This window comes from Mycobacterium sp. (assembly GCF_052143115.1).
Taxonomy (GTDB): Bacteria; Actinomycetota; Actinomycetes; order Mycobacteriales; family Mycobacteriaceae; genus Mycobacterium.
Genome location: NZ_JBKQTQ010000082.1, coordinates 1 through 24,823, shown reverse-complemented (window position 1 = coordinate 24,823; position 24,823 = coordinate 1). Strand labels below are relative to the sequence as shown.

Genomic DNA, 24,823 nt, shown 5'->3' with positions numbered 1-24,823 from the left:
CTCTTCTCACGGGTGTGTCTGCGGTGGTCAACAACCAGCTGCTCGTCGTCGGGCCAGATTACGCGTACAAATTCAACACAACTGGTTGGGGATGGGTGCACATCGCGCTGGGAATTCTGTTGATTGTCGTCGCCTTTGGGCTTTTCTGGGGCACAACGTGGGCGCGGGTAATGGGGATTATCATTGCGTGCCTCGGAATCGTAGTCATGTTCCTTTGGCTTCCCTACTACCCGGTGTGGTCTATTGTGCTGATCGCACTTAACGCCCTCGTCATCTGGGCCATCGCGACGTGGGATGTATCGCGGTCGCGCCACGAGCCGTGAATGTGTGACGGTCAAGCCCTGCCAGTTTGCGGATGTGACGGTAACCTGGTATCGCGGCTGGCCGGCCGGGCGGTCGCCGAAATCGCGGCGATTTCGGCCGAATACGATTGGCACCGCGATCCGTACCAGCCGATCTTCTATCCGCAGCAAGCCAACGTTCCGGACACCGATTAACGGGGGCGCCGCCCCGGATTGGGGGTAGGAGTTTCCCGCAGGCGACCCGGCCGATGTAGACGCAACCGAGTCGGCCAAGTCGGCCGGGGTAAGGGTCTGGCCGACGTCAGGAAAGTCGGACCCACGGCTCATATGTTTGAGACACCCTGGGTGCCTGGCACCGCTCAGGTTGGTTCCGTGGAGCGGCGAACCGTGCGAGCAGGCGAAGGTGGATGGCACATGGATGGCACACGGCATGTCAGTCTAGGCAGAAATAGCCTCTGAACTGCTAAAACACTTGTGCCCCCGGCAGGATTCGAACCTGCGGCCTTCTGCTCCGGAGGCAGACGCTCTATCCCCTGAGCTACGGGGGCGCACGCGCGAGATGGTGCGCCAACGGGCCACGACAGACTAACGCATTACGGCAGCCTGCTGAGCACCGGAATGGATTCGAGGCCTGAGGACCTCAGCCAATAGGATGGCCTGCGTGAACCCCGCCGACCTGGCCGAGCTGCTCAAGGCCACCGCAACCGCGGTGCTGACCGAGCATGAGCTCGACACCGCCGCGCTGCCGCCGACGGTCACCGTCGAGCGGCCGCGCAACCCCGAGCACGGCGACTACGCCAGCAACCTGGCGATGCAGCTCGGCAAAAAGGTCGGCGTCAACCCGCGCGAGCTGGCCGGATGGCTGGCCGAGGCACTGGCAGAGGCTGACGACATCGCGTCGGCGGAGGTGGCCGGACCCGGCTTCATCAACCTGCGCCTGGACGCGTCGGCGCACGGCGCCATTATCAACAACGTCATCGACGCCGGCCACACCTACGGCAACTCTGATGACCAGGCCGGACACAAGATCAACCTGGAATTCGTCTCGGCCAATCCGACCGGGCCGATCCACATCGGTGGCACCCGCTGGGCCGCGGTCGGCGACGCACTGGGCCGGCTGCTGTCGACGCAGGGCGCCGACGTGGTACGCGAGTACTACTTCAACGACCACGGCGCCCAAATCGACCGGTTCACCAACTCGCTGATCGCCGCGGCCAAAGGCGAGCCCACTCCGGAAGATGGCTACGCCGGCAGCTACATCGCCGACATCGCCGCGCAGGTCTTAAAGGAAGCGCCCGATGCGCTGAGCCAGCCCGCCGCGGAGCAGCACGAGACGTTCCGGAGGATCGGCGTCGACTTGATGTTCGCGCACATCAAGTCATCGCTGCACGAGTTCGGCACCGACTTCGACGTCTACACCCACGAAGAGTCGATGCACACCAGCGGTCGTGTCGAGCAGGCGATCGCCCGGCTTCGCGAGAACGGCAACATCTACGAGAAGGACGGCGCAACCTGGTTGCGCACCAGCGCTTTTGGTGACGACAAGGACCGCGTCGTGATCAAGAGCGACGGCAAACCCGCCTACATCGCCGGTGATCTCGCCTATTACCTGGACAAGCGGCAACGCGGCTTCGACCTGTGCATCTACATGCTCGGCGCCGACCACCACGGCTACATCTCCCGGCTGAAGGCCGCCGCAGCCGCGTTCGGCGACGACCCGGCCACCGTCGAGGTGCTCATCGGCCAGATGGTCAACCTGGTCCGCGACGGCCAGCCGGTGAAGATGAGCAAACGGGCCGGCACCGTGATCACGCTCGACGACCTGGTCGAGGCGATCGGCGTGGATGCCGCCCGCTACAGCCTGATCCGCTCATCGGTAGACACTCCGATCGACATCGACCTGGCGCTATGGTCGTCGGCGTCCAACGAAAACCCGGTCTACTATGTGCAATACGCGCATGCCCGGCTCTCCGCATTGGCCCGCAACGCCGCCGAACTCGGCCTGATCCCCGACACCAGCCACCTCGAGCTGCTCACCCACGACAAGGAGGGCACGCTGGTCCGTGGTCTCGGCGAGTTCCCACGGGTGCTGAAAACCGCTGCGTCACTGCGTGAACCGCACCGAGTGTGCCGCTACCTGGAAGACCTCGCCGGCGACTACCACCGGTTCTATGACTCGTGCCGGGTGTTGCCGCAGGGCGACGAACAACCCAACCAGCTGCACACCGCGCGACTGGCCCTGTGTCAGGCGACCCGCCAAGTCATCGCCAATGGGTTGGCCATCCTGGGTGTCCGCGCACCGGAGCGGATGTGAGCGCGCATCCCGCTGGTCCGCGGCACGCCGAAGGGTTCCATCACTCCGGCGTTCCACCGCGACCCGCGACGGCAGACGAACTCCTGGAGCTGGCACCAAACGTATGGCCGCACAACGCGGTCCGCGGTGACGACGGAGTCGTCAGTATCGCCGGTGTCACGCTGAGCTGGCTGGCGCAGGAGTACGGCACGCCACTCTTCGTCGTCGACGAAGCGGATTTCCGGTCGCGGTGCCGCGAGATCGCAGCGGCATTCGGCGGTGGTGCGAACGTGCACTACGCCGCCAAGGCCTTCCTGTGCAGCGAAATAGCGCGGTGGATCGACGAGGAAGGCCTCTCGCTGGACGTCTGCACCGGCGGCGAGCTGGCGGTCGCGCTGCACGCCAACTTCCCCCCTGAGCGGATTGCGCTGCACGGCAACAACAAATCAGTCGCCGAGCTGACCGCGGCGGTCAAGGCCGGCGTCGGTCATGTCGTGGTCGACTCGATGACCGAGATCGAGCGCCTTGATGCCGTCGCCGGTGAGGCCGGTGTCGTTCAGGATGTGCTGGTCCGCGTCACCGTCGGCGTCGAGGCCCACACCCACGAGTTCATCTCCACCGCCCACGAAGACCAGAAGTTCGGGCTGTCGCTGGCCAACGGCGCGGCGATGGCCGCGGTTCGACGGGTATTCGCCACCGATCACCTCCGATTGGTGGGCCTGCACAGCCACATCGGGTCGCAGATCTTCGACGTCGGCGGCTTCGAGCTTGCCGCGCACCGGGTGATCGGCCTGCTGCGCGATGTCGTCGCCCAGTTCGGGGTCGACAAGACCGCACAGATTTCCACCGTCGATCTCGGTGGCGGCCTGGGCATCTCGTATTTACCGAACGACGATCCACCGCCGGTGCGCGAACTCGCCGACAAGCTCGGGTCCATCGTGCGCAATGAATCCGCGGCCGTGGGGTTGCCGGTTCCCCGGCTGGTCGTTGAGCCAGGTCGGGCCATCGCCGGGCCGGGGACCATCACGCTGTATGAGGTTGGCACCGTCAAGGATGTCGGGGTGAGCGCGACAGCGCATCGCCGTTACGTCAGCGTGGACGGCGGGATGAGCGACAACATTCGGACTTCACTGTACGGGGCGGAATACGACGTTCGACTGGTCTCCCGGGCCACCGATGCGGCTCCGACGCTGGCCCGTGTCGTGGGGAAGCACTGCGAGAGTGGCGATATCGTCGTCAGGGACACCTGGGTGCCCGACGACATTGCGCCGGGCGACCTGGTCGCGGTCGCAGCCACCGGTGCGTACTGCTACTCGCTGTCGAGCCGCTACAACCTGATCGGCCGCCCCGCGGTGGTGGCTGTGCGCGGTGGGCAGGCCCGTCTGATCCTGCGCAGGGAGACCGTCGACGATCTACTGAGTCTGGAAGTGAGGTGAAGGCGTGAACGGTGATGAAAAGCCGGTCGGCGTAGCGGTATTGGGACTGGGCAATGTGGGCAGCGAGGTTGTTCGCATCATCGAGGACAGTGCCGACGATCTCGCTGCCCGGATCGGCGCGCCGCTGGTGCTGCGCGGCATCGGTGTACGGCGGATAGCCGCAGACCGGGGTGTGCCGATCGATCTGCTCACCGAAAACGTCGATGAACTGGTCGGCCGCGAGGACGTCGACATCGTCGTCGAGGTGATGGGGCCGGTCGAGCCGTCGCGCAAGGCGATCCTGTCCGCGCTGGAGCATGGCAAATCTGTCGTGACGGCGAACAAAGCTCTGCTGTCGGTCGCTGCCGGAGAGCTCGCGCAAGCTGCTGAAAGCGCGCATGTGGACCTGTATTTCGAGGCTGCCGTGGCGGGTGCCATCCCGGTGATCCGGCCGCTGACCCAGTCGCTGGCCGGCGACACGGTGCAGCGGGTAGCCGGGATCGTCAACGGCACCACCAACTACATCCTCTCCGAGATGGACAGCACCGGCGTCGACTACGAGCGCGCGCTGGCCGACGCGAGCGCACTCGGCTACGCCGAGGCCGATCCCACCGCGGACGTCGAAGGCTATGACGCCGCAGCGAAAGCCGCGATCCTCGCGTCCATCGCGTTCCACACCAGGGTGACCGCCGACGACGTCTACCGCGAGGGCATCACCTCGATCACCCCGGATGACTTCGCGTCCGCGCGGGCATTGGGCTGCACGATCAAGTTGCTGTCGATTTGCGAGCGAATCACGACCGGCGATGGGCAGCAGCGGATTTCGGCTCGGGTCTACCCGGCGCTGGTGCCGTTGTCGCATCCGCTTGCTACGGTCAGCGGCGCCTTCAACGCCGTGGTGGTCGAGGCGGAGGCCGCGGGTCGACTGATGTTCTATGGTCAGGGTGCCGGCGGAGCGCCGACCGCATCGGCAGTGACCGGCGATTTGGTGATGGCCGCCCGTAACCGGGTGTTGGGCAGCCGCGGGCCGAAGGAGTCGAAGTACGCTCAACTACCGATCGCGCCAATGGGTTTCATCTCTACCCGCTACTACGTGAGCATGAACGTTGCTGACAAGCCGGGCGTATTGTCCTCGGTTGCGGCAGAATTCGCCAAGCGCGAAGTCAGCATCGCCGAAGTTCGCCAGGAAGGTGTCGTCGGCGAGGGCGGGCACCGGGTAGGAGCCCGCATCGTGGTGGTCACCCACAGCGCCACCGACGCCGCACTGTCCGAAACCGTCGATGCCCTGGCTGATCTCGACGTGGTACAGGGTGTGTCCAGCGTCCTGCGGCTGGAAGGAACCAGCGAATGAGCCCGGCAAGCGCCGCCAAGACCGGCATTCATCGGCCGTGGCCGGGTGTGATCGCGGCCTATCGGGATCGGCTACCGATCGGCGACGACTGGGCTCCCGTCACCTTGTTGGAGGGCGGCACCCCGCTGATACCGGCAACCAGGCTCTCGGCAAAGACCGGCTGCACAGTTCATCTCAAGGTCGAGGGCCTCAATCCCACCGGCTCATTCAAGGACCGCGGCATGACGATGGCCGTCACTGACGCGGTGGCCCGCGGGCAGCAGGCCGTGCTGTGTGCGTCGACCGGGAACACGTCTGCCTCGGCGGCGGCTTACGCCGCCCGCGCCGGCATCACCTGCGCGGTACTGATCCCGCAAGGCAAGATCGCGATGGGCAAGCTGGCGCAGGCCGTGATGCACGGCGCCAAGGTCATCCAGATCGACGGCAACTTCGACGACTGCCTGGAACTCGCCCGCAAGATCGTCGCCGACTTCCCGACGATCTCGTTGGTCAACTCGGTCAACCCGGTCCGCATCGAGGGCCAGAAGACGGCGGCGTTCGAGATCGTCGACGCGCTGGGCACCGCACCGGACGTGCACGCCTTACCGGTCGGCAACGCCGGCAACATCACGGCCTACTGGAAGGGCTACACCGAGTATCACGCCGACGGAGTGATCGACAAACTACCCCGCATGCTCGGCACCCAGGCCGCCGGCGCGGCGCCGTTGGTGCTCGGCGCACCGGTGAGCCAGCCCGAGACCATCGCCACCGCGATCCGCATCGGCTCGCCGGCGTCGTGGGCGTCGGCCGTCGAGGCGCAGCAGCAGTCCAAGGGACGGTTCCTGGCCGCCACCGACGACGAGATTCTGGCCGCATATCACCTGGTGGCCGGTACCGAAGGCGTCTTCGTGGAACCCGCGTCGGCGGCGAGCATCGCCGGTCTTCTCAAAGCCGTCGACGACGGCTGGGTGGCAGCGGGATCGACCGTGGTGTGCACTGTCACCGGCAACGGCCTCAAGGATCCCGACACGGCGCTGCGGGACATGCCGAGCGTGTCGCCGGTGCCCGTCGACCCCGTCGCCGTCGTCGCGAAATTGGGATTGGTCTAGTGACCCAGATGCTGCCTGCCGGGCTGCTGGCCAGTTCGGTGGTCGCGGCGTCCAGCGCCAACCTCGGTCCGGGCTTCGACAGTATCGGGCTGGCGTTGAGTCTGTACGACGAAATCATCGTCGAGACAACCGATCCTGGCCTGATCGTCGAAGTTGAAGGCGAGGGCGCCGGGGAGTTGGCGCTCGACTCCGGTCATTTGGTGGTTCGGGCCGTCGAGCGCGGGCTGCAGGCGGCCGGCGTCACCGCGCCCGGCTTGATAGTGCGGTGCCGTAACGCCATCCCGCACTCGCGGGGTCTCGGCTCGTCGGCAGCGGCGGTGGTCGGCGGCCTTGCAGCGGTCAATGGGATTGTCGCACAAGCAGGTTCGACTCCTCTGCGCCAGGCCCAGCTGATTCAGTTGTCGTCGGAATTCGAAGGGCATCCCGACAACGCCGCCGCGGCGGTGTTGGGCGGTGCGGTGGTGTCGTGGACCGACCGCGGCTGCGACCCGCCCAGCTTCTCGGGTGTGCCACTGCGGTTACATCCCGAAATCCATCTGTTTCCAGCCATTCCGGAGCAACGCTCGTCGACGGCGGAGGCGCGGGTGCTGCTTCCTGCGCAGGTCAGCCACCATGACGCCCGATTCAATCTCAGCCGCGCAGCGCTGCTGGTAGTGGCGCTCACCGAACGGCCCGATCTGCTGATGGCCGCCACCGAGGACATGCTCCATCAGCCGCAGCGCGCGCCCGCGATGCCGGCATCGGCGGAATACCTTCGACTATTGCGGCGTTATCAGGTGGCAGCTGTGCTATCTGGCGCTGGTCCGGCGGTGATCGCGCTGAGCACGGCATCCGAGTTGCCAGCCGAGGCCCTGGAGTACGGCGCCGCAAACGGGTTTGCAGTCAGTGAGATGACGGCCGGTGACGGGGTCCGCTGGAGTTCCGGAGTGGCCGTCCGCAGCTAGCGTCGACTGGCGTGGTGAGGGGGCTTCTTGCTTCCGGCATCGAAGCAGGTTATCCTCGGAGCCGTCCAGCAATTGCAGCCTCTGAGTCTGCGTAGACACTAGGACGAACACCAAATCTTCTCGTGGACGATGGTTCGCCATTTAAACCGCCAACTGTGGCGATCACCGTTGCAGAGTCGATTGTTGGTAGCACTCGGCGATTTGGCCGATTGCAACGAACCCCTTGCTTGATTCGATCAGCGAGGGAGAGAAAGGAAATCCGTGACTGAAACGGACCTCGTTACGGCTGGCGACAGCACTGAAAATGACAAGCTGTCGAACACCGTGACCCCCGACACTTCCGCCGGCCCCGACGCATCCGGGTCGGGCCCGGAGGCCAACACCAGTGCGTCGGACGGTTCGCTGTCCACCATGGTGCTGCCCGAACTGCGCGCGTTGGCCAATCGAGCCGGCGTGAAGGGCACATCGGGGATGCGTAAGAACGAACTCATCGCCGCGATTCGGGAAAGCCGCAAAGGGCACGCAAACGGTGCACCTGCCAACGTCGGCGCCAGCGGCGAATCACACAACCACGTGACCGACGCTCCGGCCAACCAGACCGAAGCGACCGCCAACGACCCGACCCACGCTGCCTCCAGCGCAGGGGGATCTTCCGTCGACCAGGCAGACGAGCGGCATGGCGGAGGGGAAAAGGCCGATCAAACCGCTGAGAAGCCGACGCGTGACCACGACCAACAGGACACCAAGTCCGACGAACGCGAGTCCGATAGGGAGTCCGACAAGGGCGGCGATCAACAGGGCTCGGGCGGACAACAGAACCGCGGCGGCTCGAACCAGCAAGACGACGACGGTGACGGGCGCGGCGGCCGCCGAGGCCGCCGATTCCGGGAGCGCCGGCGTCGCGGCGATCGGTCGGGCGACGGCGGCGGCGGTGACACCGAACTGCGCGAAGACGACGTCGTTCAGCCGGTTGCCGGCATCCTCGACGTTCTGGACAACTACGCGTTCGTGCGCACTTCCGGTTATCTCGCCGGCCCGCACGACGTCTATGTCTCGATGAACATGGTGCGCAAGAACGGCTTACGCCGAGGCGACGCGGTGACCGGCGCGGTGCGGGTGCCCAAGGAAGGCGAACAACCCAACCAGCGGCAGAAGTTCAACCCGTTGGTGCGCTTGGACACCGTCAACGGTGGGCCAGTCGAAGACGCCAAGAAGCGTCCCGATTTCAGCAAGTTGACACCGCTGTACCCCAACCAGCGGCTACGCCTGGAAACCACCCCCGACCGGCTGACCACGCGGGTCATCGACCTGATCATGCCGATCGGCAAGGGCCAGCGCGCACTGATCGTGTCGCCGCCCAAGGCCGGTAAGACGACGATCCTGCAGGACATCGCCAACGCGATCACCAGGAACAACCCGGAATGCCACCTCATGGTCGTGCTCGTCGACGAGCGGCCTGAGGAGGTCACCGACATGACGCGCTCGGTCAAGGGCGAGGTCATCGCCTCGACGTTCGACCGGCCGCCGTCAGACCACACCTCGGTGGCTGAGCTGGCGATCGAGCGCGCCAAGCGCTTGGTCGAGCAGGGCAAGGACGTCGTCGTGCTGCTGGACTCGATCACCCGCCTCGGACGTGCCTACAACAATGCGTCTCCGGCGTCGGGCCGCATCCTGTCCGGTGGTGTCGACTCCACGGCCCTCTACCCGCCGAAGCGCTTCCTCGGCGCCGCCCGCAATATCGAAGAAGGCGGCTCATTGACCATCATCGCCACGGCGATGGTCGAAACCGGATCCACCGGTGACACAGTGATCTTCGAGGAGTTCAAGGGCACCGGTAACGCCGAGCTCAAGCTCGACCGCAAGATCTCCGAACGTCGGGTGTTCCCCGCCGTGGACGTGAACCCGTCGGGCACCCGTAAGGACGAATTGCTTTTGTCGCCAGACGAGTTCGGCATTGTGCACAAGCTGCGCCGCGTGCTGTCGGGACTGGATTCCCATCAGGCCATCGACCTACTGATGTCGCAGCTGCGCAAGACCAAGACCAACTACGAGTTCCTGGTTCAGGTGTCTAAGACGACACCGGGTAACGACAACGACTGACCGCGATTAGCACATCACCGCAGTCGACGAACACTGCCCTTCCCGCTGAGCAGCTAAAGCTGCGGCGGTAACGTGCCAGCCTGTCGGGGACCGACGGGAAAGTGGTGAGCCGTGGCGGACACTGTTCAGCAACTGCTTCGCAGCCGCGTTGGCGACCCCACTCCGGCGGTGAAATACGGCGACCGGGTGTGGAGCTGGGGCGAGCATCTGGCGGACGCTTCCGCTGCGGCCGCCGCATTGATCGGTATCGCCGACCCCAAACGGCCCCTGCACGTCGGTGCGCTGCTGGGCAACACCCCCGAGATGCTCACCGCGATGGCGGCGGCCGCACTCGGTGGTTACGTGTTGTGCGGCATCAACGACACCCGTCGCGGCGCGGCGCTGGCCAAAGACATCCTGCGGGCCGACTGTCAGATAGTGCTCACCGACCCTGCCCACCGCGGACTCCTTGAGGGCCTCGACCTGCCCGGCGTCCGCGTTCTGGACATCTCGGGCACCGAGTGGTCTGGTTTGCTCGCAGCAGCCGGGCCGCTGGTGCCCCATCGTGAGGTCGACCCGACCGACACCTTCATGATGATCTTCACCTCGGGCACTAGCGGCGAGCCGAAGGCGGTCCGCGTGATGCACCTGACCGTGATTTTCGCCGGCGCCAACCTGATCGAGCGGTTCGAGGTGGATTCATCCGGCGTCTGCTACCTGTCGATGCCGCTGTTTCACTCCAACGCACTGCTGGCGGGCTGGAGTGTGGCGGTGGGCTCCGGTGCGGCGATGGTTCCAGCCATCTTCTCGGCATCCGGTTTGCTGCCCGATCTGCGCCGCTACGGCGCGACCTACATGAACTACGTCGGCAAGCCGCTGGCCTACGTGCTGGCCACCCCCGAGCAGCCCGACGATGCGGACAACCCGCTGCTCGTCGCGTTCGGCAATGAGGCAAGCGACCGCGACATCGCGGAGTTCAGCCGGCGTTTCGATTGCAGAGTGTGGGACGGCTTCGGCTCGACCGAAGGCGCGATCATCATCACCCGCGAAGACGGTTGCCCGGCGGGCTCACTGGGCCAAGGCTTTCCCGGCGTGAGCATTTACAACCCGGACACGCTCACCGAATGCCCGGTGGCCCAATTCGACGGCGACGGCGCGTTGATCAACCCCGACGAAGCGATCGGCGAACTGGTCAACACGTCCGGTGCAGGCCTGTTCGCCGGCTACTACAACGACCAGGACGCCACCGACGCGCGACTCCGCCACGGCATGTTCTGGTCAGGTGACCTGGCCTATCGCGACGCGGATGGCTGGATTTACTTCGCCGGGCGCAGCGGAGACTGGCTGCGGGTGGACGGCGAAAATATGACGACGGCGCCCATCGAGCGCATCCTGCAACGGTTGCCGGCTGTCAGCCAGGTGGCGGTGTACGCGGTACCTGATGAGCAGGTGGGAGACCAGGTGATGGCGGCATTGGTGTTGGCGGACAACGCCGAGCTGACGCCGGGGGAGTTGGGTGAGTTTCTGGCCGGCCAGTCCGACCTGTCGCCCAAGGCCTGGCCGCGCCACGTCTGGATCACCGACGGCCTGCCCTCCACCGCCACCAACAAGATCCTCAAGCGCGAACTGAGCGCCCGCGGCGCTGCGCCGGAGGATGGCCTGCTGTGGACCCGCATCGGGCGCGACAAGACCTATGTCGTGGTCGACCAGCCGGCGAAGTACCAGGTCAGCCCCACTTAGTCCGGGGAATGCGCGGCTGCCGGCGCGCGTTTAGGGGGAGAGCGGCTGACCTGGCATAATCGACAGCCGAAGTTGAGGTTCCGGTTCACGTCCAATAGCTCATCAGGGCGACCCGGCGACCGACGATTGAAGAGGACATCATGAAATCTGACATTCATCCCGCCTACGGCGAGACCACCGTGCTCTGCGGGTGCGGCAACACCTTCACGACCCGCAGCACCAAGGAAAGCGGCCACATCGTGGTCGAGGTGTGCTCGCAGTGCCACCCGTTCTACACCGGCAAGCAGAAGATTCTCGACAGCGGCGGCCGGGTAGCTCGTTTCGAGAAGCGCTACGGCAAGCGCAAGGCCGGCGCCGAGAAAGACGCCTCGGCCGACAAGTAGTTGCAGCGACGCCCGAACTGTTGCGTAAACCGCACAGGCCGGGCGTCGTTTTGCGTTCGGATAACGTGACGCTGGATTGGAGCTCAGCATGACGCAGGGCGTGCAGGCGATCGACGCGCTGCTGGCCGAACACGCCGAGCTCGAGCGTCAGCTGTCCGACCCCGAACTGCACAGCAATGCGGCCAATGCGCGCAAAGTCGGTCGTCGGTTCGCGCAGCTGGCGCCAATCGTGGCCACCCACCGCAAGCTGGAGTCGGTGCGAGGAGACCTGGAGACCGCACGTGAACTGGCTGCCGACGACGCGTCCTTCGTCGACGAAGTCGCCGAACTGGAATCACGCGCTGCCGAGCTGGACACCCAGCTCACCGACATGCTGGCACCCCGCGACCCCCACGATGCCGACGACATCGTGCTCGAGGTCAAATCCGGTGAGGGAGGCGAAGAATCGGCCCTCTTTGCCGCGGACCTGGCCAGGATGTACATCCGCTACGCCGAACGACATGGCTGGGCGGTGACGGTACTGGACGAAACCACCTCGGACTTGGGCGGCTACAAGGACGCGACGCTCGCGATCGCCAGCAAGGGCGACTCGGCCGACGGCGTGTGGTCGCGGATGAAGTTCGAGGGCGGGGTGCACCGGGTGCAGCGGGTCCCGGTCACCGAATCCCAAGGCCGCGTGCATACTTCGGCCGCCGGCGTGCTGGTCTACCCGGAGCCCGAGGAAGTCGGCGAGGTGCAGATCGACGAGTCGGACCTACGCGTCGACGTCTACCGGTCCTCCGGCAAGGGCGGTCAGGGCGTCAACACCACCGACTCGGCGGTGCGAATTACTCACCTGCCCACCGGAATTGTCGTCACCTGCCAAAACGAACGGTCGCAGCTGCAGAACAAGACCCGCGCGTTGCAGGTGCTTGCCGCTCGCCTGCAGGTGATGGCGGAGGAACAGGCACTGGCCGACGCGTCGGCCGATCGCGCCAGCCAGATCCGCACCGTGGACCGCAGCGAACGCATCCGCACCTACAACTTCCCGGAGAACCGGGTCACCGATCACCGCATCGGTTACAAAGCACACAATCTCGATCAGGTTCTCGACGGCGACCTTGACGCATTATTCGACGCTCTGAGCGTCGCCGACAGGCAATCACGGCTGCAGCAGGCATGACGACTCGACTGCGGTGCGCGATCGACTCGGCCACGACGCTGCTCGCAGACGCCGGAATCAACTCCGCGCGCTACGACGCCGAGGAGTTGGCCGCGCACCTGACCGGCGCCGAGCGAGGACGGCTGGCGCTGATCGATTCGCCTGACGACACCTTCTTCGATCGCTACCACGCCGCGATCACAGCGCGGTCGCGGCGAGTGCCGCTGCAGCACATCACCGGCACAGCCGCATTCGGTCCGCTGACGCTGTTCGTCGGGCCCGGCGTTTTCATTCCGCGCCCGGAAACCGAAGTCATGTTGGAATGGGCTACCGCGCAGTGTCTTCCGGGAGCTCCCGCGTGGCCGCTCATCGTCGACGTCTGCACCGGTTCGGGTGCGCTGGCGCTCGCACTGGCGCAGCGCTGGCCGGAAGCGCGGGTGCTCGGCATCGACAACTCCGATGCCGCACTTGAGTATGCGCGCAGAAACTCGTTGGGCACCAAGGTCGAGTTAGTGCGGGCTGATGCCACCGACCCCGGCCTGCTTAGCGAGATCGACGGGCAAGTCGATCTGGTGGTGACCAACCCGCCCTATGTGCCTGACACTGTTGAGCTCGAACCCGAAGTCGCTGAACATGATCCGCCGCAAGCTGTGTTCGGTGGTCCGGACGGGATGAGGGTGATCGCCGCCGTTGTCCGGCTCGCCGGCCGATGGTTGCGTCCGGGAGGTTTCTTCGCCGTCGAGCACGACGACACCACATCGTTGCTGACATGCGAACTCGTCAGCAGCACTGGTCTTTTCGATGACATCGTCGCCCGAACAGATCTGACCGGCCGGAGCAGATTCGTGACGGCCCGCAGAAGGGGCGACGGCGCCCGTGACTGACGTATTCGACTGCGCCGATCCCGAACAGCGTTCCCGCGGAATCGCATCGGCAGCTGCGGCCGTCAAGAACGGTGGGCTGGTGGTTCTCCCGACCGACACGGTTTACGGTATCGGCGTCGACGCTTTCGACAGCTCAGCGGTGGCCGCACTGCTATCGGCGAAGGGACGCGGGCGCGACATGCCCGTGGGGGTGCTAGTCGGCTCTTGGCACACCATCGACGGCCTTGCGCTGATGGTTCCGCAGTCAACGCGTGACCTGATCCGCGCATTCTGGCCGGGCGCGCTGAGCCTGGTGGTCCGGCAAGCGCCGTCCCTACAGTGGGACCTCGGCGATGCCCGGGGCACGGTGATGCTGCGGATGCCGCTGCACCCGGTAGCCATTGAACTGTTGCGTGAGGTCGGGCCGATGGCGGTATCGAGCGCCAACGTCTCCGGCCGTCCGCCGGCCGTCGACGCCGGCGAGGCGCGCAACCAGCTAGGTGACCTCGTCGACGTCTATCTCGACGCCGGTCCTGCCGCACAGCAGGCGGCCTCGACGATCCTGGACTTGACCGGGCCCGAACCACGCATTCTCCGATCCGGACCCGTCAGCGCCGAGGGTATCGCCGCGGTGCTCGGTTTGGACGCCGCGAGTCTGACCGGCTGACTCGCCACGGCGATTCACTATGGTCTCAGGGTGGTGCAGTACGGTCTCGGGGTGGTTAGGGGTATCCACAACCTCGCCGACGGTCTGCTCGCCCTGTCTGACCGTGGCGCCGGTGTTCCGTTGCGCGAGTTGGCGCTCGTCGGGCTCACGGCCGCGATCATCACCTACTTTGCGACGGGACCGGTACGTCTGCTGGCGACCCGGTTCGGTGCGGTGGCCTACCCGCGCGAACGCGATGTGCACACCACGCCGACGCCACGGATGGGCGGTCTGGCGATGTTTCTCGGCGTCATCGCCGCGGTTTTTCTCGCATCTCAGCTGCCCGCTCTCACACGCGGTTTCGTCTACTCGTCGGGCATGCCCGCGGTGGTCGTGGCAGGCGCGGTGATCATGGGCATCGGCCTGATCGACGATCGGTGGGGCCTGGACGCACTGACTAAGTTCGCCGGTCAGATCACCGCTGCCAGTGTGCTGGTCACGATGGGCGTCGCCTGGAGTGTCCTGTATATCCCGCTGGGCGGCGTCGGCACCATCGTGCTGGACCAAGCCTCCTCGATCCTGCTCACGCTGGCGCTGACCGTGTCGATCGTCAACGCGATGAACTTCGTCGACGGTCTTGACGGGCTGGCCGCCGGGCTGGGCCTCATCACCGCGCTGGCCATCTGCATGTTCTCGGTCGGCCTGCTTCGCGACCACGGGGGCGACGTGCTCTTCTACCCGCCGGCGGTCATCTCGGTAGTGCTGGCCGGGGCCTGTCTGGGCTTTTTGCCGCACAACTTCCATCCCGCCAAGATCTTCATGGGGGATTCCGGTTCGATGCTGATCGGCCTGATGTTGGCCGCCGCGTCGACGACGGCTGCGGGACCGATCTCGCAGAACGCTTACGGCGCCCGCGACGTGTTTGCTCTGCTGTCGCCGTTCCTACTCGTCGTGGCGGTCATGTTCGTCCCGATGCTCGACCTGCTGCTGGCGATCGTGCGGCGCACCCGGGCGGGTCGCAGCGCGTTCAGCCCCGACAAGATGCACCTGCATCACCGGTTGCTGCAGATCGGTCATTCGCATCGCCGCGTGGTTCTGCTGATCTATCTGTGGGTGGGCATAGTCGCTTTCGGCGCCGCGAGCACGATCTTCTTCAACCCGCGCGATACCGCAGCGGTGATGCTGGGCGCGATTGCGATCGCGGTTATCGCCACGTTGATCCCGCTGTTACGCCGCCGCGAGGATATCTACGACGAGGAGTAGTAGGGCGGCCCGCAGTATGGTACGGTGCTGGTAGAACCCGAATAAACCTCGCGGGTTGCCGGCCACCGGCCATCGGATTCGCGTCCGATTGGTCCGACGTACGACCGACAAAGGGGAGTTGTCCCTTGGGTGATGCGAGTGCAGTGATTGCCCTCCGTTACGCTCAACGGGCCACGCACAGATCAACCAGGCAACTCCCCCCTAGCGAGGACGAGGTGCAGCAGTGACAACACCAGGGCAGGACGCGCCGTTGGTGTTTCCCTCGGTTGCGTTCCGGCCGGTTCGTCTCCTCGCCATCTCGCTTGTGCTGACCGTCGTCGCGATCGCCGTCGCGGGCTCGCTGCACCACCCGATGGTGGGCGTTTTCTTCGGCGTGGGGCTTCTGCTGGGTTTGCTCAACGCCGTCGGTGTGCAGCGGTCGGTGGCGGCGATCACCGCCGAAGCGCATCCGCTGAAGAAGCAGATGGCGATGAACTCGGCAAGCAGGCTGCTGATCATCACCGTGATCGGACTGGGCGCCGCATTCGTTTTCCGACCCGCCGGGCTGGGCGTGGTGTTCGGGCTTGCGCTGTTCCAGGTTCTGCTGGTGGTGTCGACCGCGCTGCCGGTCTGGAAGAAGCTGCGCACCGAGACCGCCGACCGCGGCTGGGAGGGCGGCGCGGGCAACGGACTGGAAGGGAAAGGCGACAGCGATGACTGAGACGCTGCTGGCTGAGGGTGCCATCGAGGTCGGCCACCACGAAACCGCCCGCTGGTTCGGCTTGACCGTCAACGTCGACACCGTGGCGTCCGCTGCCCTCGCCGCCGTCATCGTCATCGCCCTGGCATTCTTCTTGCGCGCCAAGGTCACCTCCACCGGCGTGCCGGGCGGTGTGCAGTTGTTCTTCGAGGCGATCACTATCCAGATGCGCAACCAGATCGAATCCGCGATCGGGATGCGAATCGCGCCCTTCGTGTTGCCCCTGGCCGTCACGCTCTTCGTGTACATCCTGATCTCGAACTGGCTGTCGGTGCTGCCCGTTCAGTACACCGACCCGGCGGGCGGGTCTCCGAAAGAGTTGTTCGCCCCGCCGGCGTCGGACATCAACTATGTGCTGGCGCTGGCGCTGTTCGTGTTCCTCTGCTACCACCTGGCCGGCGTGTGGCGCAGCGGCCCCGTCGGGTATCCCGTCAAGATCATCAAGGGGCACGTGTGGGGCACCCTGCCTACCGTCGTCGGGGTGATCTTCTCGCCAATCAATGTGGTTGAAGAACTCGCCAAGCCGATCTCGCTATCGCTCCGACTTTTCGGCAACATGTTCGCCGGCGGCATCCTGGTCGCGCTGATCGCGCTATTCCCGCCCTACATCATGTGGGCGCCCAACGCGATCTGGAAGGCATTCGACCTATTCGTCGGCGCGATCCAGGCGTTCATCTTCGCGCTGCTGACCGTCTTGTACTTCAGTCAATCGATGGAGCTGGAAGGGGAACACGATTAGGACGGCCAAAACCCCGGCTTCCACACCACTACAGACCTGACAGAGCCCTAACCAAATATCAAGGAGGATAAAAAATGGGAGACCCCAATCTTGTCGGCCTCGGCGCCCTTATCGGCGGCGGACTGATCATGGCCGGGGGCGCGATCGGCGCCGGTATCGGTGACGGTGTCGCCGGTAACGCGCTGATCTCCGGTATCGCGCGGCAGCCCGAGGCGCAGGGCCGGCTGTTCGTCCCGTTCTTCATCACCGTGGGTCTGGTCGAGGCCGCCTACTTCATCAACCTGGCCTTCATGGCGCTGTTCGTCTTCGCCACCCCGATCGCGCCGAAGTAACTCGCCAAGATGGGTGACATGGGCGCTGTCGTCCTGGCTACCGCCAGCCAGGCTGAGGGAGGCGGCAACTTCCTCCTCCCCAACGGCACCTTCTTCGTTATGCTGATCATCTTCTTGATCGTGCTCGGCGTGATCGGCACCTTCGTGGTGCCACCGATCATGAGGGTGCTGAACGAGCGCGAGAAAATGGTCACCAAGACGCAGGCCGACAACAAAAAATCGGCCGAGCAGTTCGCCGCCGCCAAGGAGGACTACGAGAAGGCAATGTCGCAAGCTCGGGTCAAGTCATCGGCGGCCCGCGACGACGCCCGGGCAGAGGGCCGCAAGGTCCTCGAGGAAATGCGCACCCGCGCCGAGGAACAGGTTTCCTCGACACTGCAGGACGCCGCCGACCAACTCAAGCGGGAGGGGGATGCGGTGGCTACGGATCTGCGCTCTCGCGTGGACACCATGTCCACCACCTTGGCCAGCCGCATCCTCGGCGTCGAGATCACCACCTCAGTCTCAGCCACCGGGGCAGGTCGGTAGCGAAGATGTCGACATTCATCGGGCAGCTGATTGGGTTCGCCGTCATCGTGTGGATCGTATGGCGTTGGGTCGTGCCGCCGGTGCGCAAAATGATGGTCGATCGGCAGAACGTCGTGCGCCAACAGTTGGACGACGCCGCGGCTGCCGCCGATCGGCTCGCGGAAGCCAGCCAAGCCCACGACAAAGCGCGCAAAGACGCCAAGGCGGAAGCGGAGCGGATTACCGAAGAGGCCGGCGCCGACGCCGAACGCATTGCCGAACAACTGCGGGCTCAAGCCGATGCAGAGGTCGAGCGCGTCAAAGTTCAGGGCGCCAAGCAGGTCGAGCTACTGCGAGCGCAGTTGGTTCGCCAGCTGCGTCAGGAATTCGGCGCCGAATCCGTGTGGCGGGCAGGGGAATTGGTGCGTGGCTATGTTGCCGACCCGACGCAGCAGTCAGCCACCGTCAACCGCTTTCTCGACGAGCTTGATGCGATGGCGCCGTCCGAGGCGGACGTCCAGTACCCGCTATCGGCGAAAATGCGTTCGGCTAGCCGACTGTCGCTGGACGCTCTGATGAAGCGCTTCGGTGAGATAGCCAAAGACCTTGACGACAGCGGGCTTTCTACGCTTGCCGATGAACTGACATCGGTCGCCGCACTGTTCGAACGCGAGACCGTCGTCACCCGGTATCTAACTACGCCGGCTGAGGACGCCGCGCCCAGAGTCCGGCTGCTCGAGCGGCTGGTATCCGACAAAGTCGGAGAGCCCGCGCTCGACATCCTCAAGGCGGCCGTCTCGCAACGCTGGTCGGCCAACAACGATCTGGTCGACGCGGTCGAGCTGGTGTTGCGGAACGCATTGTTGACGCGTGCCGAACATGCCGGTTCGCTGGACGAGGTAGAAGACCAGTTGTTCTGGTTCAGCCGGATCGTTGATGCTCAGCCGCGCCTCTCCATCCTGCTCGGCGACTACGAAACACCCGCCGACAGCCGGGTTCGGTTGCTGCGCAACGTGCTGGAAAGCGCAAGCACCACTGTCAATCCGATAGCGCTTGAACTGCTTTCCAAGACGGTCGAGTTGTTGCGGGGTGAACCGGCCGAGGAAGCGGTGCTCACGCTGGGTGAAGTGGCGGTGGCTCGACGTGGCGAAGTCGTCGCGCACGTCAGCGCGGCCACCGAACTCAGCGACGTCCAGCAAGAGCGCCTGACCCAAGTGCTGAGCCGGATCTACGGCCATCCGGTGACAGTGCAGATGCAAATCGACCCCGGACTGCTAGGCGGACTCGCAATTTCGGTCGGCGACGAGATCATCGACGGTACGCTCTCGTCTCGTCTCGCCGCGGCCCAGACCCAGTTGCCAGACTGAAACACCACGTAGTCAATCAACAAGCAGGAAGAACGAAAAGCCATGGCAGAGTTGACAATCTCCGCTGACGACATTCAGGGCGCGATCGAGGAATACGTTAGCTCCGTTACCTCCGACACGGCCCGGGAGGAGGTCGGCACGGTCGTCGACGACGGCGACGGTATTGCGCACGTTGAGGGCTTACCGTCGGTGATGACCCAAGAGCTCCTCGAATTTCCCGGCGGGGTTTTGGGCGTGGCGCTCAACCTCGACGAGCACAGCGTCGGCGCGGTGATCCTGGGTGACTTCGAGACCATCGAACAGGGCCAGCAGGTCAAACGCACCGGCGAGGTGCTTTCGGTGCCGGTGGGTGATGGGTTCCTCGGCCGGGTCATCGACCCGCTTGGTCACCCGATCGACGGCCGCGGCGACATCGAAGCCGACGACCGACGGGCCTTGGAGATTCAGGCCCCGTCGGTGGTGCAGCGCCAGGGCGTCAAAGAGCCACTGCAGACCGGTATCAAGGCAATTGACGCGATGACGCCGATCGGCCGCGGCCAGCGGCAGCTGATCATCGGCGACCGTAAGACAGGCAAGACCAGCGTCTGCGTGGACACCATTCTCAACCAGCGACAGAACTGGGAATCCGGTGATGAGAAAAAGCAGGTGCGGTGTGTCTACGTAGCTATCGGGCAAAAGGGCACCACGATCGCCTCCGTCCACCACACGCTGGAAGAAGGCGGCGCGATGGACTACACGACGATCGTCGCCGCGCCCGCATCTGACTCTGCCGGCTTCAAATGGCTTGCGCCGTATACCGGTTCGGCGATCGCTCAGCACTGGATGTATGAGGGCAAGCATGTGCTGATCGTGTTCGACGACCTGAGCAAGCAGGCCGAGGCCTACCGCGCGATCTCGCTGCTGCTGCGCCGCCCGCCGGGCCGCGAGGCCTACCCGGGCGACGTGTTCTACCTGCATTCGCGCCTGCTGGAGCGCTGCGCCAAGCTTTCCGACGATCTCGGTGGCGGCTCATTGACCGGCCTGCCCATCATCGAGACCAAAGCCAACGACATCTCGGCCTACATTCCGACCAACGTCATCTCGATCACCGACGGGCAGTGCTTCCTGGAGTCCGACCTGTTCAACCAGGGCGTCCGGCCCGCCATCAACGTCGGTATTTCGGTGTCCCGCGTGGGTGGTGCGGCACAGATCAAGGCGATGAAGGAAGTCGCCGGATCGCTGCGGCTGGATCTGTCGCAGTACCGGGAACTGGAGTCGTTCGCGGCCTTTGCCTCGGATTTGGACGCCACGTCGAAAGCACAATTGGAGCGCGGCGCTCGACTCGTGGAACTGCTCAAGCAGCCGCAAAACCAACCGGTGCCGGTTGAGGAGCAGGTGGTTGCGATCTTCCTCGGTACCGGTGGTCACCTGGATTCGGTTCCGGTCGAAGACGTGCGGCGGTTCGAGACCGAGTTCCTCGATCACGTTCGGGCGTCCGAAGAAAGCATCTTGTCCGAGATCCGGGAATCTCAGAAGCTCACCGAGGAGACGGAAAACAAGTTGACCAAGGCGATCAAGGAATTCAAGAAGGGCTTTGCGGCCACCGGCGGCGGCTCGGTGGTGCCCGACGAGCATGTGGAAGCCCTTGACGAAGGGAAATTGGCCAAAGAAGCGGTGCAAGTTCACAAGCCAGCGCCGCCGGAGCAAAAGAAGTAATCGAGGATGGCTGCCACACTTCGCGAACTGCGGGGTCGGATCCGCTCCGCCGGGTCGATCAAGAAGATCACCAAGGCACAGGAAATGATTGCGACGTCGCGTATCGGCAAGGCGCAGGCCCGGCTGCAGGAGGCTCGGCCCTACGCCACCGAGATCACCCGCATGCTCACCACCCTGGCCGCCGAAGCCGCTTTGGACCATCCGTTGTTGGTCGAGCGCCCGGAACCGAAACGGGCCGGTGTGCTAGTGGTCTCGTCTGACCGTGGCCTTTGTGGCGCGTACAACTCCGGCGCCTTCCGCCGAGCCGAGGAGCTTTTCTCGCTGCTGCGGGAAAGCGGCAAAACGCCGGTGCTCTACACCGTCGGCCGTAAAGCGCTGGGCTACTACACATTCCGAAACTGGGACATCGTTGAATCGTGGACAGGCTTTTCCGAGCGACCCAGCTACGAGGATGCCGCTAAGATAGCTGAGACCCTGGTGACCGCCTTCATGGCGGGCGCCGAGGGTGAGCAGGACGGGCCCGCCGGCGTCGACGAGCTGCACATCGTCTACACCGAGTTCAAGTCGATGATGTCGCAGTCGGCGGAGGCGCACCGCATCGCCCCTATGGTTGTGGAGTACGTGGAAGACGCCGGACCGTACACGTTGTACTCATTCGAGCCGGATGCGACGACGTTGTTCGAGTCGCTGTTGCCGCGCTACCTGACGACCCGCGTATATGCGGCGCTGCTCGAGTCCGCTGCGTCCGAGCTGGCATCGCGTCAACGGGCAATGAAGTCGGCGAGCGACAACGCCGACGATCTCATCAAAGCCCTGACTCTCGAGGCCAACCGTGAGCGCCAAGCCCAAATCACCCAGGAAATCAGCGAAATCGTCGGTGGCGCAAACGCGCTCGCCGATGCCGCTAAATAAGCCCCATCAGGAAGCGAAGAAGATATGACTGCTAGCACTCAGAAGTCGAAGAACTCCAAGGGCACCGATACCAACGGCCGCGTGGTGCGGATTACCGGACCCGTTGTCGACGTCGAGTTTCCGCGTGGCTCGGTGCCGGAGCTGTTCAACGCTCTGCACGCCGACGTTACGTTCGAGTCGCTCGCGAAGACGTTGACGCTGGAGGTAGCGCTGCACCTGGGCGACAACCTGGTCCGCACCATCTCGATGCAGCCCACCGATGGGCTGGTGCGCGGCGTCGAGGTGATCGACACCGGCGACTCGATTTCGGTACCGGTCGGCGACGGTGTCAAGGGCCACGTGTTCGACGCGCTGGGCGACTGCCTCGACGAGCCCGGGTACGGAAAAGACTTCGAGCACTGGCCTATTCACCGCAAGCCGCCGCCGTTCGACGAGCTGGAACCGCGCACCGAGATGCTCGAGACCGGCCTGAAGGTCGTCGACTTGCTGACGCCGTACGTGCGCGGCGGCAAGATCGCGCTGTTCGGTGGTGCGGGCGTGGGCAAAACAGTTCTTATTCAGGAGATGATCAACCGCATCGCCCGAAACTTCGGCGGCACCTCGGTGTTCGCCGGTGTGGGCGAACGCACCCGCGAGGGCAATGACCTGTGGGTCGAGCTTGGCGAAGCTGACGTGCTCAAGGACACCGCGCTGGTGTTCGGTCAGATGGACGAGCCGCCCGGCACCCGTATGCGAGTGGGACTGTCCGCGCTGACGATGGCGGAGTGGTTCCGTGACGAGGCCGGCCAGGACGTGCTGCTGTTCATCGACAACATCTTCCGATTCACCCAGGCCGGATCGGAGGTGTCGACGCTGCTCGGCCGTATGCCGTCGGCGGTGGGGTACCAGCCCACGCTGGCCGACGAAATGGGTCAGCTGCAGGAGCGCATCACCTCAACGCGGGGACGGTCGATTACGTCGATGCAAGCCGTCTACGTGCCGGCCGACGACTACACCGACCCGGCGCCGGCGACCACGTTCGCGCACTTGGACGCCACCACCGAGCTGTCTCGTTCGGTGTTCTCCAAGGGCATCTTCCCCGCGGTGGACCCGCTGGCGTCGAGCTCGACCATCCTCGACCCCGGCGTCGTGGGCGACGAGCACTACCGCGTGGCGCAGGAAGTCATCCGAATCCTGCAGCGGTACAAGGACCTTCAGGACATCATCGCCATCCTCGGCATCGACGAGCTGTCGGAAGAGGACAAGCAATTGGTCAACCGGGCCCGGCGCATTGAGCGGTTCCTCTCGCAGAACATGATGGCGGCCGAACAGTTCACCGGGCAGCCGGGTTCGACGGTCCCGCTGAAGGAGACCATCGAGGCGTTCGACCGCCTGACCAAGGGTGAGTTCGACCACGTACCCGAGCAGGCCTTCTTCCTGATCGGTGGCCTCGACGACCTGGCCAAGAAGGCCGAGAGCCTCGGCGCCAAACTGTAACTTCCGGTCGAGTCGAAAGGTGGTGTGGCATGGCCGAATTGAATGTCGAGATAGTCGCGGTCGACCGGAAGATCTGGTCTGGTGAGGCCACGTTCGTGTTCACCCGCACCACCGTCGGCGAGATCGGCATCCTGCCCCGCCACATCCCGCTGGTGGCCCAGTTGGTCGACGACGCCATGGTGCGCGTCGAACGGGACGGCGAAGACGATCTGCGGATCGCGGTCGACGGGGGCTTCCTGTCGGTAACCGAGGAGAGAGTCAGCATTCTGGCCGAATCCGCCGAGTTCGCGTCGGAGATCGACGAGGCCGCCGCCAAGGAGGATTCCGAGTCCGACGATCCCCACATCGCCGCCAGGGGACGCGCCAGACTGCGCGCCGTCGGCGCGATCGACTAGCCGCCGATGAGCGCGCCCATGGTCGGCATGGTCGTGCTCGTCCTCGTGTTAGGGGCGGCCGTCCTCGCCTTGAGTTATCGGCTGTGGAAACTCCGCCAGGGCGGAACAGCGGGGATCATGCGGGATATCCCCGCGGTCGGAGGTCACGGCTGGCGGCACGGCGTGATCCGCTACCGCGGCGAAGAGGCCGCTTTCTACCGGCTGTCCAGTCTGCGCCTGTGGCCGGATCGTCGGCTCAGCCGGCGAGGTGTGGAGATCGTGGCCAGGCGTGCGCCACGCGGCGACGAGTTCGACATCATGACCGATGCGATCGTCGTGCTGGAGTTGCGCGACACGACCCAGGACCGCCGGTCCGGTTACGAGATCGCGCTCGACAAGGGCGCATCGACCGCGTTCTTGTCCTGGCTGGAATCCCGTCCCTCACCCCGCGCGCGCCGTCGCAGCGTCTAGCCTGAAAAGCTAACTGGCCGAATGGGTCTGCCAGTCGGTGACGGTTTGGCATCCGTATTCTTCAGGGCGGACGTCACGCAATGTTTCGGTGAACTGCCAGCGGTGACCGGCGAGATCCGCGACGGTGCACTCGCGTTCGCCGTAGACACGGTCGATGGGCGCCTCCAGCACAGTCGCCCCAGCCGCCCGGGCACGTTCGAACTGGGCGGCAACGTCGGCTACCCGCACCTTGATCTCGTGCGTAACGATGCCGGACTGCGGCGGGTGCCGCTCACCTGCCACGTCCGCCACGATCATCGCGCCATCGGCGCCGATGCTCATCTGTGCCCGGTGGCTCTCGCCGATCCGGGTTCGCTCGGCAAATCCGAAGGCCGTCGTGAGCCAGTCGACCGCCGCTCGCACGTCGGGATAGACCAGCACGGGAATCACGGTCACCGGCGGGATAGACCGATTGTGTTTCAAGGCAATCCTGCTTTCGAAAGCGAGAAACCGCGAAAACCTGGCATCACTGCGCCTTTGGCTGACCGCCGCCGGGTTTCCAGAGCACATCGCCGCCGGGGTTGGCCGCCCGCGCCAGGATGAAAAGCAGGTCTGACAGTCGGTTCAGATATTTCGCCGGCAGTAAGCTGACCCCTTCCGGCTGAGCATCGACCGCGGCCCACGCCGAACGTTCAGCCCGGCGTACTACCGTGCGGGCGACGAG

The 24,823-nt window shown here is 65.0% G+C and carries 26 protein-coding genes and 1 tRNA gene; 24 read left to right on the top strand and 3 right to left on the bottom strand.

Annotated features, from left to right (window positions below; translation table 11 throughout):
• Together ACLQI9_RS09620 and ACLQI9_RS09615 are read left to right on the top strand one after the other, a co-directional pair.
• The coding region (locus tag ACLQI9_RS09620; RefSeq protein WP_442391565.1) for a DUF7144 family membrane protein at positions 1-323 on the top strand (323 nt) is incomplete at its 5' end.
• Complete coding sequence (locus ACLQI9_RS09615) at positions 324-497, top strand: hypothetical protein (RefSeq protein WP_442382165.1); 174 nt, start codon at positions 324-326, stop codon at positions 495-497.
• Between the two features lie 280 nt (positions 498-777).
• On the opposite strand, the gene ACLQI9_RS09610 is transcribed toward ACLQI9_RS09615, so the two are convergent.
• Positions 778-850, bottom strand: a tRNA-Arg gene (locus ACLQI9_RS09610).
• A gap of 113 nt (positions 851-963) precedes the next feature.
• On the opposite strand from ACLQI9_RS09610, the gene argS reads away from it, so the two are divergent.
• The 22 genes from argS (at position 964) to ACLQI9_RS09500 (ending at position 24,120) form a co-directional block, all read left to right on the top strand.
• Positions 964-2,616 carry an arginine--tRNA ligase gene (argS, locus tag ACLQI9_RS09605; protein ID WP_442382164.1) on the top strand — a complete coding sequence of 551 codons (1,653 nt, stop codon included), beginning with the start codon at positions 964-966 and terminating at the stop codon, positions 2,614-2,616.
• An 83-nt stretch (positions 2,617-2,699) separates the two neighbouring features.
• The gene (gene lysA / locus ACLQI9_RS09600) at positions 2,700-4,031 is read left to right on the top strand and encodes a diaminopimelate decarboxylase (RefSeq protein WP_442382171.1); all 1,332 of its coding nucleotides are present in this window, start codon (positions 2,700-2,702) and stop codon (positions 4,029-4,031) included.
• Between the two features lie 4 nt (positions 4,032-4,035).
• On the top strand, positions 4,036-5,361 hold the full coding sequence (locus ACLQI9_RS09595; protein WP_442382163.1) for a homoserine dehydrogenase: 1,326 nt from the start codon (positions 4,036-4,038) through the stop codon (positions 5,359-5,361).
• Positions 5,358-6,449, top strand: coding sequence for a threonine synthase (gene thrC / locus ACLQI9_RS09590; protein WP_442382162.1), 1,092 nt, complete (start codon positions 5,358-5,360; stop codon positions 6,447-6,449). Before ACLQI9_RS09595 ends, thrC begins: the two co-directional genes overlap by 4 nt.
• Before the next feature lie 8 nt (positions 6,450-6,457).
• Positions 6,458-7,393 (top strand): homoserine kinase, encoded by a 936-nt coding sequence (gene thrB, locus ACLQI9_RS09585; protein WP_442382170.1) that lies wholly within the window; start codon positions 6,458-6,460, stop codon positions 7,391-7,393.
• Positions 7,394-7,654: 261 nt separating this feature from the next.
• Positions 7,655-9,493 carry a transcription termination factor Rho gene (gene rho / locus ACLQI9_RS09580; RefSeq protein WP_442391563.1) on the top strand — a complete coding sequence of 613 codons (1,839 nt, stop codon included), beginning with the start codon at positions 7,655-7,657 and terminating at the stop codon, positions 9,491-9,493.
• Positions 9,494-9,604: 111 nt separating this feature from the next.
• Positions 9,605-11,212, top strand: a complete 1,608-nt coding sequence (gene fadD1, locus ACLQI9_RS09575) for a fatty-acid--CoA ligase FadD1 (protein WP_442382160.1) — start codon at positions 9,605-9,607, stop codon at positions 11,210-11,212.
• Between the two features lie 140 nt (positions 11,213-11,352).
• Entirely contained in the window at positions 11,353-11,595 is a 243-nt protein-coding gene (gene rpmE, locus ACLQI9_RS09570; RefSeq protein WP_442382159.1) for a 50S ribosomal protein L31, read from the top strand.
• Positions 11,596-11,683: 88 nt separating this feature from the next.
• The gene (gene prfA, locus ACLQI9_RS09565; protein WP_442382158.1) at positions 11,684-12,757 is read left to right on the top strand and encodes a peptide chain release factor 1; all 1,074 of its coding nucleotides are present in this window, start codon (positions 11,684-11,686) and stop codon (positions 12,755-12,757) included.
• On the top strand, positions 12,754-13,620 hold the full coding sequence (prmC, locus tag ACLQI9_RS09560; protein WP_442382157.1) for a peptide chain release factor N(5)-glutamine methyltransferase: 867 nt from the start codon (positions 12,754-12,756) through the stop codon (positions 13,618-13,620). The genes prfA and prmC overlap by 4 nt, the downstream gene beginning before the upstream one ends.
• Entirely contained in the window at positions 13,613-14,266 is a 654-nt protein-coding gene (locus tag ACLQI9_RS09555) for an L-threonylcarbamoyladenylate synthase (protein WP_442382156.1), read from the top strand. The genes prmC and ACLQI9_RS09555 overlap by 8 nt, the downstream gene beginning before the upstream one ends.
• A 33-nt stretch (positions 14,267-14,299) precedes the next feature.
• On the top strand, positions 14,300-15,508 hold the full coding sequence (locus tag ACLQI9_RS09550) for a glycosyltransferase family 4 protein (RefSeq protein WP_442382169.1): 1,209 nt from the start codon (positions 14,300-14,302) through the stop codon (positions 15,506-15,508).
• A 223-nt stretch (positions 15,509-15,731) separates the two neighbouring features.
• Positions 15,732-16,208 (top strand): ATP synthase subunit I, encoded by a 477-nt coding sequence (locus tag ACLQI9_RS09545; RefSeq protein ID WP_442382155.1) that lies wholly within the window; start codon positions 15,732-15,734, stop codon positions 16,206-16,208.
• Positions 16,201-16,986, top strand: a complete 786-nt coding sequence (atpB, locus tag ACLQI9_RS09540) for a F0F1 ATP synthase subunit A (protein WP_442382154.1) — start codon at positions 16,201-16,203, stop codon at positions 16,984-16,986. The genes ACLQI9_RS09545 and atpB overlap by 8 nt, the downstream gene beginning before the upstream one ends.
• A 74-nt stretch (positions 16,987-17,060) precedes the next feature.
• Positions 17,061-17,318, top strand: coding sequence for a F0F1 ATP synthase subunit C (locus ACLQI9_RS09535; RefSeq protein WP_442382153.1), 258 nt, complete (start codon positions 17,061-17,063; stop codon positions 17,316-17,318).
• Positions 17,319-17,327: 9 nt separating this feature from the next.
• The gene (locus ACLQI9_RS09530; protein WP_442382152.1) at positions 17,328-17,846 is read left to right on the top strand and encodes a F0F1 ATP synthase subunit B; all 519 of its coding nucleotides are present in this window, start codon (positions 17,328-17,330) and stop codon (positions 17,844-17,846) included.
• 5 nt (positions 17,847-17,851) lie between these two features.
• Positions 17,852-19,192 (top strand): F0F1 ATP synthase subunit B/delta, encoded by a 1,341-nt coding sequence (locus ACLQI9_RS09525; RefSeq protein WP_442382151.1) that lies wholly within the window; start codon positions 17,852-17,854, stop codon positions 19,190-19,192.
• Between the two features lie 42 nt (positions 19,193-19,234).
• Entirely contained in the window at positions 19,235-20,887 is a 1,653-nt protein-coding gene (gene atpA, locus ACLQI9_RS09520) for a F0F1 ATP synthase subunit alpha (RefSeq protein WP_442382150.1), read from the top strand.
• Between the two features lie 6 nt (positions 20,888-20,893).
• A complete protein-coding gene (locus tag ACLQI9_RS09515; protein WP_442382149.1) occupies positions 20,894-21,799 on the top strand; it encodes a F0F1 ATP synthase subunit gamma in 906 nt (301 codons plus the stop codon).
• A gap of 24 nt (positions 21,800-21,823) precedes the next feature.
• Complete coding sequence (gene atpD / locus ACLQI9_RS09510) at positions 21,824-23,275, top strand: F0F1 ATP synthase subunit beta (protein ID WP_442391561.1); 1,452 nt, start codon at positions 21,824-21,826, stop codon at positions 23,273-23,275.
• A 29-nt stretch (positions 23,276-23,304) separates the two neighbouring features.
• Positions 23,305-23,670 carry a F0F1 ATP synthase subunit epsilon gene (locus ACLQI9_RS09505; RefSeq protein WP_442389148.1) on the top strand — a complete coding sequence of 122 codons (366 nt, stop codon included), beginning with the start codon at positions 23,305-23,307 and terminating at the stop codon, positions 23,668-23,670.
• Positions 23,671-23,676: 6 nt separating this feature from the next.
• On the top strand, positions 23,677-24,120 hold the full coding sequence (locus tag ACLQI9_RS09500; RefSeq protein ID WP_442389146.1) for a DUF2550 domain-containing protein: 444 nt from the start codon (positions 23,677-23,679) through the stop codon (positions 24,118-24,120).
• Between the two features lie 9 nt (positions 24,121-24,129).
• Here ACLQI9_RS09500 and ACLQI9_RS09495 read toward each other — a convergent pair whose 3' ends face one another.
• Both ACLQI9_RS09495 and ACLQI9_RS09490 read right to left on the bottom strand, forming a co-directional pair.
• Entirely contained in the window at positions 24,130-24,555 is a 426-nt protein-coding gene (locus ACLQI9_RS09495) for a VOC family protein (protein WP_442391559.1), read from the bottom strand.
• Between the two features lie 70 nt (positions 24,556-24,625).
• The coding region (locus tag ACLQI9_RS09490; protein ID WP_442391557.1) for an ATP:cob(I)alamin adenosyltransferase at positions 24,626-24,823 on the bottom strand (198 nt) is incomplete at its 5' end.